This window comes from Pseudalkalibacillus sp. JSM 102089, from assembly GCF_041366475.1.
Lineage (GTDB): Bacteria > Bacillota > Bacilli > Bacillales > Guptibacillaceae > Guptibacillus > Guptibacillus hwajinpoensis_B.
In genome coordinates this window covers 93,857-109,831 of the sequence record NZ_JBEWYW010000009.1, presented here as the reverse complement: position 1 = coordinate 109,831, position 15,975 = coordinate 93,857, and the positions used below count along the sequence as shown (strand labels likewise).

20 protein-coding genes are annotated in these 15,975 nt (G+C 39.3%); 5 read left to right on the top strand and 15 right to left on the bottom strand.

The genetic code is table 11. From position 1 onward, the window contains the following. Positions 1-16 precede the first annotated feature (16 nt). The 10 genes from ABVF21_RS17635 to ABVF21_RS17590 form a co-directional block, all read right to left on the bottom strand. Positions 17-844 carry a carbohydrate ABC transporter permease gene (locus ABVF21_RS17635; RefSeq protein WP_098444829.1) on the bottom strand — a complete coding sequence of 276 codons (828 nt, stop codon included), beginning with the start codon at positions 842-844 and terminating at the stop codon, positions 17-19. 36 nt (positions 845-880) lie between these two features. Then, complete coding sequence (locus ABVF21_RS17630; RefSeq protein WP_371018684.1) at positions 881-2,227, bottom strand: carbohydrate ABC transporter permease; 1,347 nt, start codon at positions 2,225-2,227, stop codon at positions 881-883. A gap of 150 nt (positions 2,228-2,377) precedes the next feature. Further along, on the bottom strand, positions 2,378-3,691 hold the full coding sequence (locus ABVF21_RS17625; RefSeq protein ID WP_303535542.1) for an ABC transporter substrate-binding protein: 1,314 nt from the start codon (positions 3,689-3,691) through the stop codon (positions 2,378-2,380). Between the two features lie 90 nt (positions 3,692-3,781). After that, complete coding sequence (locus tag ABVF21_RS17620) at positions 3,782-4,771, bottom strand: LacI family DNA-binding transcriptional regulator (RefSeq protein ID WP_303535541.1); 990 nt, start codon at positions 4,769-4,771, stop codon at positions 3,782-3,784. A gap of 129 nt (positions 4,772-4,900) precedes the next feature. Continuing rightward, on the bottom strand, positions 4,901-5,653 hold the full coding sequence (locus ABVF21_RS17615; RefSeq protein ID WP_303535540.1) for a sugar phosphate isomerase/epimerase family protein: 753 nt from the start codon (positions 5,651-5,653) through the stop codon (positions 4,901-4,903). 366 nt (positions 5,654-6,019) lie between these two features. Then, on the bottom strand, positions 6,020-6,376 hold the full coding sequence (locus tag ABVF21_RS17610) for a HesB/IscA family protein (protein WP_283153732.1): 357 nt from the start codon (positions 6,374-6,376) through the stop codon (positions 6,020-6,022). Positions 6,377-6,703: 327 nt separating this feature from the next. Further along, positions 6,704-7,564, bottom strand: coding sequence for a diaminopimelate epimerase (gene dapF, locus ABVF21_RS17605; protein WP_303535538.1), 861 nt, complete (start codon positions 7,562-7,564; stop codon positions 6,704-6,706). Positions 7,565-7,585: 21 nt separating this feature from the next. Continuing rightward, positions 7,586-7,825 carry a hypothetical protein gene (locus ABVF21_RS17600; RefSeq protein WP_226615075.1) on the bottom strand — a complete coding sequence of 80 codons (240 nt, stop codon included), beginning with the start codon at positions 7,823-7,825 and terminating at the stop codon, positions 7,586-7,588. A 136-nt stretch (positions 7,826-7,961) separates the two neighbouring features. Continuing rightward, the gene (locus ABVF21_RS17595) at positions 7,962-9,185 is read right to left on the bottom strand and encodes a NupC/NupG family nucleoside CNT transporter (protein WP_194219002.1); all 1,224 of its coding nucleotides are present in this window, start codon (positions 9,183-9,185) and stop codon (positions 7,962-7,964) included. Positions 9,186-9,421: 236 nt separating this feature from the next. Continuing rightward, positions 9,422-9,646: a DUF1450 domain-containing protein gene (locus tag ABVF21_RS17590; RefSeq protein WP_283153731.1), complete on the bottom strand. Its 225-nt coding sequence runs from the start codon at positions 9,644-9,646 to the stop codon at positions 9,422-9,424. A 217-nt stretch (positions 9,647-9,863) separates the two neighbouring features. On the opposite strand from ABVF21_RS17590, the gene ABVF21_RS17585 reads away from it, so the two are divergent. Continuing rightward, a complete protein-coding gene (locus ABVF21_RS17585) occupies positions 9,864-10,928 on the top strand; it encodes an NAD(P)/FAD-dependent oxidoreductase (RefSeq protein ID WP_283153730.1) in 1,065 nt (354 codons plus the stop codon). Positions 10,929-11,009: 81 nt separating this feature from the next. On the opposite strand, the gene ABVF21_RS17580 is transcribed toward ABVF21_RS17585, so the two are convergent. Then, positions 11,010-11,318 (bottom strand): DUF1462 family protein, encoded by a 309-nt coding sequence (locus ABVF21_RS17580; protein ID WP_194218999.1) that lies wholly within the window; start codon positions 11,316-11,318, stop codon positions 11,010-11,012. Between the two features lie 211 nt (positions 11,319-11,529). Between ABVF21_RS17580 and ABVF21_RS17575 the strand changes: the two genes are divergently transcribed. Next, a complete protein-coding gene (locus ABVF21_RS17575; RefSeq protein WP_194218998.1) occupies positions 11,530-11,754 on the top strand; it encodes a NifU family protein in 225 nt (74 codons plus the stop codon). A gap of 44 nt (positions 11,755-11,798) precedes the next feature. Here the strand turns inward: ABVF21_RS17575 and ABVF21_RS17570 are convergent, their stop codons facing one another. Continuing rightward, entirely contained in the window at positions 11,799-12,800 is a 1,002-nt protein-coding gene (locus ABVF21_RS17570; RefSeq protein WP_194218997.1) for a hypothetical protein, read from the bottom strand. A gap of 167 nt (positions 12,801-12,967) precedes the next feature. On the opposite strand from ABVF21_RS17570, the gene ABVF21_RS17565 reads away from it, so the two are divergent. Beyond that, positions 12,968-13,465, top strand: a complete 498-nt coding sequence (locus ABVF21_RS17565; RefSeq protein ID WP_194218996.1) for a phosphatidylglycerophosphatase A family protein — start codon at positions 12,968-12,970, stop codon at positions 13,463-13,465. 31 nt (positions 13,466-13,496) lie between these two features. Here ABVF21_RS17565 and ABVF21_RS17560 read toward each other — a convergent pair whose 3' ends face one another. Both ABVF21_RS17560 and ABVF21_RS17555 read right to left on the bottom strand, forming a co-directional pair. Beyond that, complete coding sequence (locus ABVF21_RS17560; RefSeq protein WP_371018683.1) at positions 13,497-14,261, bottom strand: TIGR01457 family HAD-type hydrolase; 765 nt, start codon at positions 14,259-14,261, stop codon at positions 13,497-13,499. 166 nt (positions 14,262-14,427) lie between these two features. After that, positions 14,428-14,874 (bottom strand): DUF86 domain-containing protein, encoded by a 447-nt coding sequence (locus ABVF21_RS17555; protein ID WP_303535569.1) that lies wholly within the window; start codon positions 14,872-14,874, stop codon positions 14,428-14,430. Positions 14,875-15,054: 180 nt separating this feature from the next. Between ABVF21_RS17555 and ABVF21_RS17550 the strand changes: the two genes are divergently transcribed. Together ABVF21_RS17550 and ABVF21_RS17545 are read left to right on the top strand one after the other, a co-directional pair. Then, complete coding sequence (locus tag ABVF21_RS17550; RefSeq protein WP_303535532.1) at positions 15,055-15,327, top strand: DUF3055 domain-containing protein; 273 nt, start codon at positions 15,055-15,057, stop codon at positions 15,325-15,327. A 49-nt stretch (positions 15,328-15,376) separates the two neighbouring features. Next, positions 15,377-15,646 carry a hypothetical protein gene (locus tag ABVF21_RS17545; protein WP_226615082.1) on the top strand — a complete coding sequence of 90 codons (270 nt, stop codon included), beginning with the start codon at positions 15,377-15,379 and terminating at the stop codon, positions 15,644-15,646. 11 nt (positions 15,647-15,657) lie between these two features. Here the strand turns inward: ABVF21_RS17545 and ABVF21_RS17540 are convergent, their stop codons facing one another. After that, positions 15,658-15,963, bottom strand: coding sequence for a YutD family protein (locus ABVF21_RS17540; RefSeq protein ID WP_194218993.1), 306 nt, complete (start codon positions 15,961-15,963; stop codon positions 15,658-15,660). Positions 15,964-15,975 lie beyond the last annotated feature (12 nt).

Below are 15,975 nucleotides of genomic sequence, written 5' to 3'. Positions count from 1 at the left end.
CCACTCCTATTTTTATCTATTCTTTAACTGAACCTGATGTTAATCCTGACACGATTCTTCTTTGGAAAATCAAAACCATAATAACAAGAGGAACGGTTACAACAACGGTCGCTGCTGAAATTTCTCCCCAAGGGATCGTATACTGACCCTGAAATAGGGCAATTCCGACCGGCACCGTTTTAAACTTATCAGCCGTGTTAATCGTAAGGGCAAACAAGAACTCATTCCAGGCTGCAATAAATACGAGAATGGCTGTTGTAAAAATACCTGGTACAGCAAGTGGCATAATCACTTTCCAATACGTTTGCCATAATGATGCTCCATCGATCTTCGCTGCTTCTTCAAGATCGAAAGGAATTTTACGGAAGAACGTAACGAGAAGCCAGATCGATAATGGCAGCGTGATCGTTGTGTACGGGATGATTAAGCCAAGATAACTATTTGTAAGACCTAAGTTTTTCAGAAAAATATAGATTGGTGAAATCGTCGCTACTTGTGGGAACATGGATACAGATAAGACAATCCCCAATATAATCGGTTTTCCTTTAAAATTCAGACGCGCGATGGAATAAGCAGCGAATGAAGCGACTAGAACGGTGTACACAGTCGTAATCGTCGCCACAACGGTACTGTTCCAAAGATAGCGTGGGAAAGGATAATCTACGAAAACGGATACATAGTTTTGTAGAGTTGGGTTATTGGTAAAAGGATTGAACGCTTTTTCACCAAAGAGCTCTGTTAGTGGTTTAATCGAACTTGCAAGCATCCATAAGAACGGAAACATGACAACAAAAACAAACACAACTAGGAAAACGTAAAACATCGGTCCCGCTTTCTTATTCATCTGGCTGTCCCTCCTTATTCATGATAAAATACATTCTCATTTCTTTCCAGTTCCATCGTTTATTAGTTCTGCACCGAGTAATTTAATAAAGATTCCAGAAATTATGGCAACACAGATGAATACAACTACTGAAATAGCTGAACCTTCACCAAAGTTTGTCTGTGTAAACATCAATGTATAAGCGAGCATCGAGATCGTTTCGGTTGAATTCGCTGGACCTCCGCCAGTTAATACGTATATTAAGTCAAACACTCGGAATGCATCTAGAGTCCGGAATAAGAGAGCAACGAGAAGACTTGTTTTCAATAGTGGTAATGTAATCGTTACAAACTGCTTCCATTTATTCGCTCCATCAATTGATGCGGCTTCATAGAGGGAGGATGGGATCGTTTGCAGTCCCGCTAGAAGAAGTAAAGCCATATAAGGTGTCGTTTTCCACACATCAGCGAAGATAACAGAGAACATTGCACCTGTATCCGTAGTGAGAAGCATCGACATACGATCTATCAATCCTACATCTTCAAAGAGCTTCGCTACAATACCGTTTTGTCCATCATAAAGGAACTTCCACATGAGGGCTGCAACAGCTGTTGGAATAGCCCACGGGATAAGAATACTTGCTCGAATTAATCCTCGTCCTAAGAAAGCTTTGTTAATAAGAAGGGCAATCGCCAGGCCTAGAATTAACTCTGCTAGAACAGAAATAAATGTAAATACACTCGTATTCCAAAGAGATTTCCACATCCGTGTATCAGTTAAATTTTCTTTGTAGTGTTGAAATCCAATGAAATTTGGTTCAACAACAATTTCAGTTAAAGCCGATGACAAACCTACAATTTTATCGCCTTTTTCCAAACTTCCTTCTTCATTGATTGTCATTAAATTACTATTGATTTCTTTAACGGAAGTCGTAAAATCTTCTGCTACACTTTCGTTGATTTCAACGTATTTCATGTCGTCAGGAATATTTTCAAACTTATCAAGCTTTTCATTAATCACATCATAGTTTTTTGCAGCTTGAGGATTTTCTTTAATACTTGCATCAAGATCCTCAAGTGTTGCCTTCATCTCAGTAAGCTCTTCACTTGAATTTCCATTGTCAATTTCAGAGTTAATTGCACCAACTAGAAATGGATAGTTTTGCAAATACCGATCAAGATCAATTTGGTAATCAAGATGAACTTCTGATTTCGTTGGTTCATTAAGACGAAGGTCGAAAAGACTAAAATAAAATGACTGGAAAACTGGCCAAATAGAAATCGCTAGAATAAGAATTAGTGCTGGGGCAAGAAGTAAATAACCTACAACCGCATCGTTTTTTTTCTTCTTTTTGGGCTGGTTGTCCACTTTAATAGGCTCTTTTGGATCGATATCTGTCTGCATACCAACGCTCCTCTCTTTAGGAAAAAGTGTCTTGTTGCTCACTTAGTTACGATCGCTACAAGACACCGCTTTTTGATACTACGAAATTTCTTGCAGAGAATATGTAGGAAAGAGATTAGCCTTCGTAGTGAAGGCTAATGACCTTCTCTATTATTTTTCTAGCTTTTCATTCATTTCTTTTTCCATTGCAGCCGCTGCTTCTTCAGGAGTTTCTTCTCCTGCGATCGCTTTAGAAATGTGAATTTGAATGATTTCAGAGATTTCAGGGTAGTTTGGTGCTACAGGACGTGAAACCGCTGCTTCAAGTGCTGTTTGGAATCCTTCTTCTCCAAAGAATGGGTTCGCTTCGATAATTTCTTCATCTTCGAACAGAGCAGGGATTGTTGGAGCGTGTGAACCTTTAATTGCATCAATTTTTTGTCCTTCTTTACCAGTCATAAACTTCAAGAACTCCCATGCTTCTTGAGGATGTTCAGAGAAATTATTGATGGCTGCCATCCAACCGCCAAGGGCTGAAGCAGAACCAGCGTCACCTTCAGGAAGTGGAGCTACTTCTACGTTTCCAACAATCTTAGACTGTTCTTCATCATTCGCAAGTGCGAATTGATATGGCCAGTTACGGATAAACGGAGATTGACCTTCAATAAATGCAGTATGAGATTCGACTTCAGTAAACGTATTGATGTTACCTGGAACGAAATCAGAGTTTGCGATTTCAACCATTTTTGAAATACCTTTGATCGCTTCAGGGCTATTGATAACAACTTCTCCATTCTCATCAATAAACGCACCGCCGTAAGAACCGACAAATTCAACTGCGTTTGTTACAAGACCTTCGTATTGCTTCGCTTGCATGAGGTAACCAAACTTCGTACCGTCTTCACCTTTTAGCTCAGAAGCTTGAGTCATCAAGTCATCCCATGTTTTTGGAGCTTCAGTTACTAAGTCAGAGCGATAGAATAGCATACCAGTATCAATGAATTTAGGCATCGCCCACTGCTTTCCGTTAAATGTTGCTGCCGTAACTGGTCCCTGGTTGTAGTCGTCCATATTAATACCGTCTTTTTCAATGAAACGGTCTAATGGAAGAACATATCCTGCTTGAGCGAATTCAGCTGGCCAGATTACATCGATATCGAATACATCAATTTCTGATGATTCAGCGTTCAACATTGTGACATAAGCATCATGTTGTGCTCCTGTGTCGGTCGGCATCTCGCGAAATTCGATTTCGATATTCGGGTTTTGCTTCATAAATTCCTCAACCATTACATCAGTTGATCCAGTAGCATCTTTACCACGCGCATAAACAAGTGTTACTTTCTCTTCGTCACCTGAACTTGCATTTTCATCACCAGAGCTGTTGTTATTACTTGAAGAATTGTTTGAAGAACTACATGCCGATAGAACTAGAATAAGAGCCAAAACGATAAAAAGTAGTTTACTATTCTTCATAATTCGCATAATAATAAATCCCCCTTAAATTTGGTTGAAATCGATTTCAAAATTGTAATCGATTTCAATAAACAAGTTAACGCTTACATTTATCGCAAGTTATGTAGAGTTACGAATAACAAGCGATAGTGGTAATTCTTTAACACTTTGAGTAGTACGTTCACACTGCCCTTTTAAACAGTCAATAAAAATAGTCATAGCTTGTCCGCCAATTTCAGCCCCAGGTTGATATATGGTTGTTAGCTCTGGCTCAATTAAGCTAGCAATTGGCTGATCGTCAAATCCGAGTATCGCAATATCTTTCGGAACATCTAATCCATTTCGCTTTGCTTCCTTCACCATTGCAGCTGCAACTTCATCTCCACCTGTAAAGATAGCCGTTGGTCGTTCAGTTAATTCAAGAATTTTGTTAAACGTTCTTACGCCGTCTTCCATTGTATATGTATCTTGGAAGATCCATTCTGGTTTTATTTCTAGGCCAGCTTCTTCAATCGCTTGAAAGACTCCTTTGCGGCGATCATTAGACAACCCGCTTGTTGAGCCCATACAATAAGCAATCCGCTTATGTCCTCGCTCAATTAAATGCTTTGTCCCTAAATAACTCCCCTGAACTTGATTCAATCGAACCATTGGTACCGTCGCATCATGATGATATTCATTACAAAGTATAATCGGTCCATGTGCCGTGTAGGGCTGAATTTCTTCCCAATTATTTTCAATCGAAGTGAAAATAACACCATCAACTTGCTTCGTCTGTAACAAATTCAAGTATTCGAGTTCCTTCTTCTTACTAGATTTCGTCTGACAAATGATCAATTGAAACCCATTCGCTTCAGCTACGCTTTCAATTCCATTAAGAACCAGTGTAAAAAACGGATTTGTTAATCTTGGAATTAACACAGCTACTAGATTTGTTCTTCGATTTCGCAAGTTTCTAGCTGATGTATTAGGAAAGTAACCTAGTTCCCTCATTGCCTTATGAACTAATTCCCGCTTGTCTTTAGTTACGTGTGGATAATCATTGATGACACGTGACACAGTCGCTCGTGATAGACCTGTATAGTGTGCGACATCAGCAATTGTTGCCATGTTTCATCCTCCTCAGAAAGTACAAAAGACCCTCCCTTCGTTTGTAATCGATTTCATGAAATCGATTACAAATAGCATAACGTAAGTTCACAGAATCTTCAACATTATTTTTTGAATATTTTAACCATTTTATTTTTTTAGCTGTATTTCTCTTAAATACTTATAACTCTGAGTCACACTTTCAATCGGATCAACATCACATTCGTCCTGCTCAACAACCCACCATTTTACGTCGCATGCCTGCCCCTGCTCCACTACTTCCTGAATCGCAATGTTACCAGTGCCAAGTATAGCCGTTGCTTCTCTTTCATCATCCGATCGGTCCTTTAAATGTATGATTGGTGTTCTACCTGAGAACTTTTGCATCCACTCAACTGGATCATGACCAACCTGGTTAAGCCAGTAAATATCAAATTCAGCCTGAATGGAAGAATGCGCATCTAAAATTCTGAACAGCTCACTCCCTTCAATACTTCGACCAAGTTCAAAATCATGATGGTGATATCCTAATTCCATTTGATGCTCAGTACAAACTTCCGCTGCATTCTTCATGATTTTAGCTATCTTTAAAAAGTCCTCATGACTTCTTCTTTCAGGTGGAAGCCATGGGCAAATAATTCGGCTGTTTCCAAGTACTTTTTGCTCCTCTATAACAGCTTCCAATTCGTTTTCAATTCGCTCAATTGGGATATGATGTCCAATGACGCTTAACCCAAGTTCATCTAATTTGTTTTTCACCACTGATGGTTCATGGCCATGTAATCCTGCAAGTTCAACACCTTCGTAGCCAATGCCCTCTACTCTTATTAATGTTCCGAATAAATCCTTCTCACATTCGTTTCGCAATGTGTAAAGTTGTAACCCAACTCCAATTTCAGTCATATGTGACACTCCTTTTCATAATTAGAATAAACATTCCATTCTTCCTGGCAAAGTCGATCAATTTGTAAATTTACAAATTGATCGTTTGAATGTTGACTCTCATAGAAGATAAATTTTCTTCACCATCACTGTGTTCGATGGAACGACTATAATCCCTTTTTTTAGACATAAAAAAAGAAATTTTTCATTATGTGCTCTCGATTAAAATTACATTTAAAAAGCTCATAAATTGTTCAGAGAGTTTAAGGCAAAACCTATAATGGAAAGAGAGTAATAAAAAAGCTCCCCCACACGTTCAATAAATAATTGAACGTTGGAGAAGCTTTAAACTAAGGGTAATGACTCACCCTATCCGATATTAAATTCTTAACAATTCTCCGGCGTACCAGCGTTTGTCGCTGTCTTAAAAGAAGAACCACAGCCGCATGATGCGATCGCGTTCGGATTATCGATGGTGAATCCGCCGCCCATCATGTTTTGTTTATAATCAATATTTACACCGTTTAAAACGGGTGCGCTTTCGTTATCCATAATAATCGTTACGCCATGCTGAGCGTCGAGAGCTTGATCATCTTCCTTCATTTCTGTGTCAAAGCCCATGCCATAGCTTAAACCGGTACAGCCGCCACCTTTAACACCTACGCGCAAATAAAGATTGTCGCCTTCTTCTTGCTTCATCATTTCTTTTACCTGTGCTGCTGCAGCTTCAGATAAATGGATCATTTAAATCCCTCCAATCACCGTAATGCTACTATTAGTATATCGTGCTATAGAACTAAGCTCAACAATTGAACACTATCAAACAGAAATACTCACTTCGCTAGCCTAATGATTGTATTTCAACTGTAATATCAGATTATGCTTCTTATCAGGTTTTTGACCATATGCCAATAGTTCCAGGTAATTCAAGGCAAGTACTATATCGGCTTGAGTCATTTTTGCGCATAGAATTTCACGCCGTATCTTTTCACAGTCGGAGGCTTGAATGGTCCTTCTATTTATAACCACTTATTATTCTATATCAGTATCCTATCATTTACAAATATCCAGTTATTTCACCATATAATAAACTCCAGTTGATATCGTCACTGCTGGACCTGTCATCCAGATGTGATCATCTTCATCCCACGTAATTTTCAGATCGCCGCCTGCAAGGTGAACTGTCACCTCTGTACCCTTTAATGTTTTGTTATTTAATACACCTGCTACTACTGCTGCACACGCGCCTGTTCCACAAGCTTGAGTAATACCAGAGCCTCTCTCCCATACCCGAAAATGGTATTCACTGCTAGAGACTACTTCAACAAATTCAACATTAATACTTTCTGGAAATAGCTGATGATCTGTAAAATAAGGTCCCGCTGTTGTGAGAGGAGCCTTTTCTATATTATCGACAAACATCACCATGTGAGGATTCCCCATCGATACTCCCGTCATTTGAAGCGGTTCTTCTTCAAAAAACACCGTTTCATCAATCACTTCGTCTTCTGAATTTCCTTTCATAGGAAGACTTCCTCTTGTCCACTCTGGTCTGCCCATATCAATCGTAACAGTTTCCACACGATCACCCGCTAAATGAACTTCTGCCTGTACAAGTCCTGCTAGCGTTTCAATTGCAAATTTCGTTGAAGAAACCAGCTTGTTTTCATATGCATACTTAGCTACACAGCGGAGGCCATTCCCACAGTTTTTCCCTTCAGAACCATCTTTATTAAAAATTCTCATCTTCACTTCTGCTTGATCGGAAGGGCAAATCAAAATCATTCCATCCGATCCTATACCCGTGTAGACATCCGATACTTCTCTTGCGTAATGAGGAAGATTCTTTTCTTCTAACTTTTGCTCAAATAAGTTGATGTAAATGTAATTGTTACCAAGACCGTGCATTTTTGTATATGTTATCTCTTGCAATGCTTTCACTCTTTCTATATTTTAATGGCTCTTTCGAACAGCTTCTGTCGTCCAGAAATAATCACTATCAATTTTCTCAATCATGAGCTTGCCGTTACAGCAAGGCATCACGAGTCTTGTTTTGATTTCTTCACAACCTTGTTGGTAATCTCGTTCTGTCATAGGCGTTAAAACATTCTCACTATGACAAAATGGACAATGCGGAACATAGACGTCCCCCATCATACGATCATATGGCAATGTATGTTCAAAGCTACTCACGAGTGATCCCCCCTGTCTATTATTTAGACAAGTATACCGTAAAACAGGTAAAAAACAACACCGCTTCGCCTTCCGTTTTCAACACAATCAATCAGAAAGGTATAAAAAAAAGCCTCTATAAAAGAGGCTTTCAAATTTAGAAAATAAGCATACCTGCGATTGCAGCATTTAAAAGGTTCGCAAGCGTACCTGCAAGGATTGCGCGCATTCCAAGCTTTGCAATTTCAGGGCGACGTTTAGGCGCCAGACCTCCAAGGCCTCCAAGTAAAATAGCAAGAGAAGAGAAGTTCGCAAATCCACAAAGAGCAAAACTGATAATCGCAACTGATTTGTCAGTTAGGTTTCCAGCACTAATTTCTGGACCGAAAGAAGAGAAAGCTACAAATTCATTAAGAATCAACTTCTGTCCAATGTAGTTACCTGCTTGAACAGCATCTTGCCACGGAACACCAATAACAAAGGCAAGTGGTGAGAAGATATACCCAAGAATCTGCTGAATCGTTATGCTTCCTGCGCCAAACCATCCACCAACTGCTCCAAGTAAACCGTTTAGCAAGGCAATCAATGCGATAAACGCAAGAAGCATCGCTCCAACGTTTAAAGCAAGTTTCAGACCGTCTGATGCACCATGTGCAGCAGCGTCAATCACGTTTACGTGATCTTCGTTTCTTTCCATCTTAATTTCTTTCGCTGTTTCTGGTGTTTCTGTCTCTGGCATGATGAGCTTAGCCATTAACAAACCACCTGGTGCTGCCATGAAACTTGCCGCTAGTAAATACTCAAGCGGTACACCTAATAAAGAATAACCAATCAGGACAGAACCAGCTACCGAAGCAAGTCCTCCTGTCATAACTGCAAAAAGTTCTGATTTCGTCATTTTATCTAAATAAGGTTTGATGACAAGTGGCGCTTCCGTTTGACCAACAAAGATATTTGCAGTAGCTGATAGTGACTCCGCTTTACTTGTTCCAAGCGCCCATGAAATCGCTCCACCAAGTAGACGGATAACCCACTGCATAATCCCAAGGTAATAAAGAACAGAAATAAGAGAAGAGAAGAAAATAATGATCGTTAGTACTTGAAATGCAAAGATCATTCCAATGTCTTCATTTCCAATTAAGCCACCGAAAAGAAAGCCAATTCCCTCATTAGCATATCCAATAATATCCTGAACGAATAATGATAGTTGCTTTAAAGCAGTCTTACCTGCTTCCCATTTTAATACTACAAATGCAAATGCAACCTGAATGGCAAGTGCACCCAGTACCGTACGAAGGTTAATCGCTTTGCGATTTGTAGAAAAGATTAGTGCGATGGCAAATAACACAGCCATACCACCGAATCCCCATAAAATTTGCATATTTTACACCCCTTGTTAATTATTGAACCCGTTTATAAGCATAGCCTACCCCATTACCAGATTTTAAATAGAAATATTATAGCAATTAGCTAAATACAGCGCTTACAAACAGTGTTTTGTTATCTGAATATTCGACATTTTTCGCGCGTACGCGGAAAATAAAAAGTCCGTTCTCTCTCTATTAGACTTCAATGGACCTTTGTCATTATAACACAGAAACTGAGCAGTGAAAGCCCTTAATTTTCTTCGTTTAATTTTCGCATTATTTTTTCTATTAAAGCTTCAGATGTATCTGCATTTACTAAACGTCCATCTACGATAGCAAAAGACTCAGAGTAGCAGTTCCCACAATAACCAAGACAGCCGTAGTCAATTAATTCAATATCGTGGATCTTCTCCAGGGCCTCCCATACGCGCTTATTCTCTCTCAAGTTTCCCGCACAAAATTCGATTGTCTTCAAAGTAAAGCACTCCCCAGTTAAGCATTTAAGAAATGTTATTGTACATAAGTCACAGTTTCGCTATACTTTTAACTGTCATAACATAATGAATCGTATAACTATATTATAGCGCGTGTCGCTTCCTTTTTTCTTCCTTATTCATCATTTCTTCTACATCTTTTCTACTTAATTATAGGGAGACAGCGTTATGTAATTTTATTAAAGGGGACCTCTTATCATGAAAAGGCTAGTGCTATTAGGCGGAGGATACGGCGGTATGCGTATCCTACAGAAATTATTTGCATCTGATCTACCAGAAGACCTCACAATTACGCTTGTTGACCGAAACCCTTATCACAGTATGAAAACCGAGTATTATGCACTTGCTGCCGGAACAGCAAGTGATCATCACATACGTGTTCAATTCCCTGTTCATAAGAAGCTAGAAATCAAATACGGCGAAATCACTAGTATTAATCTTGACTCAAATGTTATTCACCTAAATGACGATGATGACCTTGCATATGACACGCTCGTCATTGGACTAGGATGTGAAGATAAGTATCATAACGTACCAGGTGCAGATGTTCATACGCTAAGCATTCAAACGATTGATTCATCTCGAAGAACGTATGAAGTATTGAACAATCTCGGCGCTAAATCTGTCGTTGGTATTGTTGGTGCAGGACTTAGCGGAGTGGAGCTAGCAAGTGAACTTCATGAAAGTAGGCCAGATCTTCAAATTAAGCTATTTGATCGAGGACACACTATTCTTTCTGCCTTCCCAGAACGACTTGGAAAATACGTTCAATCCTGGTTTGAGGAGCGTAACGTAGAAGTTGTTAGTGAATCGAATATTACAAAGGTGGAACCTAATACGCTCTTTAATCATGGAGAGCCTGTCCACTGTGATTCGATTGTTTGGACAGCTGGCATCCAACCTAACAAAATCGTAAGAGATCTTGACGTTGAAAAAGATGCCCAGAAGCGAATCGTCTTAAATGACTATCATTCTGTTCCAAGTCATGAGAATGTTTTTGTTGTAGGAGACTGTGCAAGCTTGCCACACGCACCAAGTGCTCAGCTTGCTGAGGAACAAGCAGAACAAATTGCTCTCGTATTGCAGAAACAATGGAAAAAAGAAACACCACCTGCGCTTCCACCAATTAAAATTAAAGGAACGCTTGGTTCACTCGGAAGCAAGCACGGCTTTGGTGTCATGGCCAATCGTCCACTTACTGGCCGAGTTCCTCGCCTACTTAAGTCAGGTATATTATGGATGTATAAGAACCATAACGGTTAATAAAGTTGAACTTTATAAGAAGCAAATATACTTTTTCGTAATATAAAACCCGTGAACAAATTTGTTCACGGGTTTTATCATTTAAGCCGTTGCAGAACGGTCTTCTAGAACAGCATATAAGTCTTTTAATTTAGGGTTACCTTCTGACACAATTTCATTTCGGACGACAACAACTGGATAGAACAGATCTTCATCAATCACTTTTGAAGCGAAAGCCGCCTCATATCCGGAAAGTTTACTATGAATATCAATATATCGAACGACTATTTGGCGATCTGGATACTTGCGGTCGAGGGCCGCTTTAAGCCATTCAGCCGTTTCCTCTGAAGAAGGTAAGTTAACACAGCTCGCACAGCGCTCACCTGCTCCATAGACGAGTACTTCTTCCATGGTGAAAACGTCCTTTCTATTCAATCAATTTACCTTCATTGTACCCTATTCCTATCATGTAGAAAAGAAGCATTGGCCTTTTTCATGTTCCAATCTTGAATATGGATTCATACCATGATAAAGTTAGGATGAGAATTATAATCATTCTACATTAGCACATAGATTTTTAACATAATCATTAGTATAATGGAAGTATGAAGGGAGTCGATGAATGATGCAAGAGCAAGTACAAGATGTATTGAATAAACTACGTCCATTCCTTCTGCGTGACGGTGGAGACGTAGAGCTTGTAGACATCGAAGAAGGCGTAGTTAAAGTACGTTTAATGGGAGCATGCGGCAGTTGCCCTAGTTCCACTATCACACTTAAAGCAGGTATTGAACGCGCACTTCTTGAAGAAGTTCCTGGCGTAACTGAACTCGAGCAAGTATTTTAAACCAAACACATCCACCCCCTCTGTCATGGAGGGGGTTTTTATTTTTAACTTAACCAATCTACTCTTCTCATTTGCTTACCATATTCACCCATCAATTCCTGAAACAACAAACGGTACATTTCCTCCCTTTCGCCTTCTCTTCTCACAAGTTCCTTTAAATTCACAAAGCTCTTTTCTTTCTCCTTCAAATTGCCATCACTATAGTAATGCTCGACTGTCTCTACATATGGAAGAGGGAATAACAAACGAGCATACAGTAGATTCCAATCCATTTGAGTTAACGTACGCCTCTCATGATAATCCCACATAAATTGCCTGATGCCTTCAAAATTCCCTTCGCCCTCCACTAGCTCATATCTAATCCACTCAGCAAGATCTCTCGCTGGATGGTCAAGGATGAGATCATTCGGAAATAGCCCTTCAGATGTACGGTGATAATTGGCCGTATACCGATTAAACGCAAGAGTTCTAATCTGAAATGGATTCATTCCCATGTCGATGCCACAGTCCACAATGTACTGAATCGCATTCTCTGATAAGCCAGAATAATAGGGGAATGTTTCTATAAACCATTCATCAAATTCTCTGAGAGGCTGAGTCTGATTCTTCAATTCCTCACGAAAAGATTCAAGTTGGTCTATCCTGTACTGCCACCTCATCTGCCACGGTTGAATTTCTGGTAATTCATTATAAGCTGCAAGGAGATTACCTGCTTTCCTATGAAATAGCGCTAGCCGACTCCCATCACTGTGATGAATGCGATTATTTCGATCATACGGTTTTTGATAAAGAACATACGCCTCATTTTGAATTGTCTCTATATACTTCCCTCTTCTTGAAGAAATCGGTAACATTGTAGGTTCATTCTGTTGATTAAGAAAGTTTGCAACCATTACATACCAGGGAAATTCACTCTCTTGTTCACTTAGTGCACGTCTCAAAATAAATTCAGATTGATCAGATGTACGAAGCAAATATCCACTATTTTTAACATTATGTTGATCTATAACGATGCCATATTGATGAAAAACCTCTCGTTCAAGCATATTAACCCTCCGGCAATTCGTCTTAATACCGTACTATATGCCCCGCGCGCCCAATCGGTGTAAAGTAGTCACAGAAGTTTAGTGTCATATTTCTTCCTGACTTACCATATACTAATATAATCAATAACATCCAATACCAATTTACTATAAAGTTAGGTGGGACAAGAATGGGCCAAGAACCTATGGACCTTGTAGAACAAGCAGCGAGAAGTAAATTAAAAGAACGTGGTGTCGAGATCAAAGATATCGCAGACCTTGTTTTCTATCTCCAAGAAAAATATCACCCTAACCTTGAAATGGAAACTTGCATACAAAATGTAGAACGTGTACTTTCAAAAAGAGAAGTGCAAAATGCAGTGCTCACGGGAATTCAGCTTGACGAACTTACGGAAAGAAAACTGCTTGATCAGCCTCTACAAGATATATTAATGAAAGATGAAGGTCTATATGGAGTAGACGAAATCATCGCTCTTTCAATTGTAAATGTATACGGATCGATTGGCCTTACGAACTATGGTTTTATCGATAAACAAAAGCCTGGTATTCTCGAAAAGTTAAATGATAAATCCAGTGGTGCATGCCATACCTACCTTGACGATATTGTGGGAGCTATTGCGGCAGCTGCATCTAGTCGACTTGCCCATAGAGCTCAAAAAACAGAATAACGGCAAATATAAAAACGCCCAATGGGCGTTTTTATATTTGCCATTCATCTAGCGTAAGAGCCGTATACTCGGGTTGCTTTTCGACTGATAACAAGTGCTCTTTCGTTGTTACGCCTGTATGAACAAGCAATGTATCCAAACCGGCATTGATACCTGCAAGAATATCGGTGCGATAATTATCCCCAACCATCAACGTCTCTTCTTTCGGTGTACCAAGTTGAGCAAGAGCTTGTTCCATAATAATCGGTTCAGGCTTCCCAATAAAAATAGGGTCTACTTCCGTTGAAACAGTCACGACTGCCGTCAATGAACCATTACCGGGTAACAATCCTCGTTCAGTTGGAATCGCAATATCTCCATTTGTCGATATAAAAGTAGCTCCGTTTCGAACGGCAATGCACGCCTTCGCAAATTTTTCGTATGTGATTGAACGGTCAATCCCAACGACAACATAGTCTGGATTGTCGTCTTGAATCATTAAACCTTCATCCGTTAAGGCATCACGAATGCCTTCTTCTCCAATCACATAAACCGAAGCATCTTGCTTTTCATTAGAGATATAACTTGCTGTTGCCACGCTTGTTGTAAACACGTGATCTGGCGTACATGGTACACCAAACGCCTCTAGCTTATCAGAAACTTGTTCTTTCCGTTTTGATGAATTGTTCGTCACAAATAAATAGGGAATATTTGCTTCCTTTAAACGCTTCACAAACTCGACTGCTTCGTGAATTTTTTCAGTGCCTCGATACATTGTACCATCTAGATCAATTAAATAGCCTTTATAGTTTTTCATGTACTTATTATCCTCCTTCTACTTATCCAATCCATAAGAAAACCGCTTTCATTAATGAAAGCGGTTCATATATTCGGGTTTTTGAATAAAAAATGTCAGCTGATCGTTTCTTACTCTTTTCATCAAAAACACCTTACTTTCTTTACAATGTGTGTTTACCTTAACATCAATCTTCATTATCTGGAAGAAAAGCTGAAACAGCCCCTAATTCTTGATTTAAGTATGTTCTTATATCAGTAGGAAACTGCTCTAGTGCACTGAGGTTATTCCGAAGATTTTGCTCCAATGCTTCATGATCAAGCATAACATATTGCTGCATTAGTGGTTTTCTCATGCCCACGACTTCTTTTAACATAATAGTATTTTCAGTTGAAATTACTTTTTCATCAGCTAGGATTTCAATAATATCTTCATAGCTCCCGGGATCTCGCATAATGAACCCATCAATGATGCTGTTCCCTACGTCAATCATGCTCTCAATGACAACGTGATGAATTCGCTCTAATCCGAGAAAATGAAGTTCTGTTTGAAAAGAACTTTCCTTCATAAGAACAATCATTTTATCGAAATAAACCAGCTGTTCTTCTATTTTCTTACGATCCACAAAATACATACTCATGCACCTACCTCTAACACTTATGATTCAATCACCATTTTCTGAAACGGTATTAAATACTTCTCTACATTTTATCATATCTTAAAATGCAACGGCTTACATTTTCTAATGAAAGCTTGTATGAGAACGCCTCATAAGATGGTATGATAGCGTTAACTAGAAAAGGAGGGTGCTATGATGGAAGATGAACGACTCATCTACGACGAACAGGAGGCCACTGAAGCCAGGTTCGTCTGCTTTATGGGAAGCAATCATCGGTTTGACCTTTGTATTGTAAAATCAGATCGCTTTTATGGAAAATCGTTAGTCCTCGATATTCAAGGAGGCAAATTTGCAATTATCGGCCACGATGATCTAAATGAGCCTGGAAATCTCGAGCATGCCTACTCTCTCAATGAGGAAGATGCTGAAGAACTTCGTACCTTCTTGAGAGAAGTCTTAAGTCACTAATATTTTATCAGACAATGAATACACTACCTCCTAAAGGTGGTGTTTATTCATGTTTGATGAAGAAGATTATCAAGACTTTGCTAACGTAGAGAAAGGGCGAAATTACGTCCTCCCTGAAGATACGCCAGAAGGTCCATACGGTTCACCGGTGAATAAAAAGCTCGGTAAAACCTCACCTTGGCGAGAAGGGCAGCGTTCCTATAGTGCATTTAATTACGAAAATAAAAATCTTCACCAACATTTACCTCGTCAGGACCCTGGCTCACATCCACCACACGATGATCCAGAAAAAGACTCCGAAAAACCATACAAAGCATAAGCCCTTAGGGCTTATGCTTCTTGTTGTTGTTTCTTCGGTTTTTCCTTCTTCTGCTTCTTTAATACAAAATAAGGGCAGCCGAAGTTGCAGTATTCATATAAATAATCAAGCACCGTGCTGAATTTTGTATCGAAAGTTGCTTTTTGGTTACGGTCCTCAAAGAATCCTTTTAATCTAAGCTGACCATATCCCCAATCCCCAACAATGTAATCATATTTATCCAGAATCTCACTATATCGAGCAAGAAAAGCTTCTTCGTTCCAACCTTCTCTTTCATCCTTCATCAACTCAAACGTATGTTGATTTACTTTTATCATTCTTTATCCCTC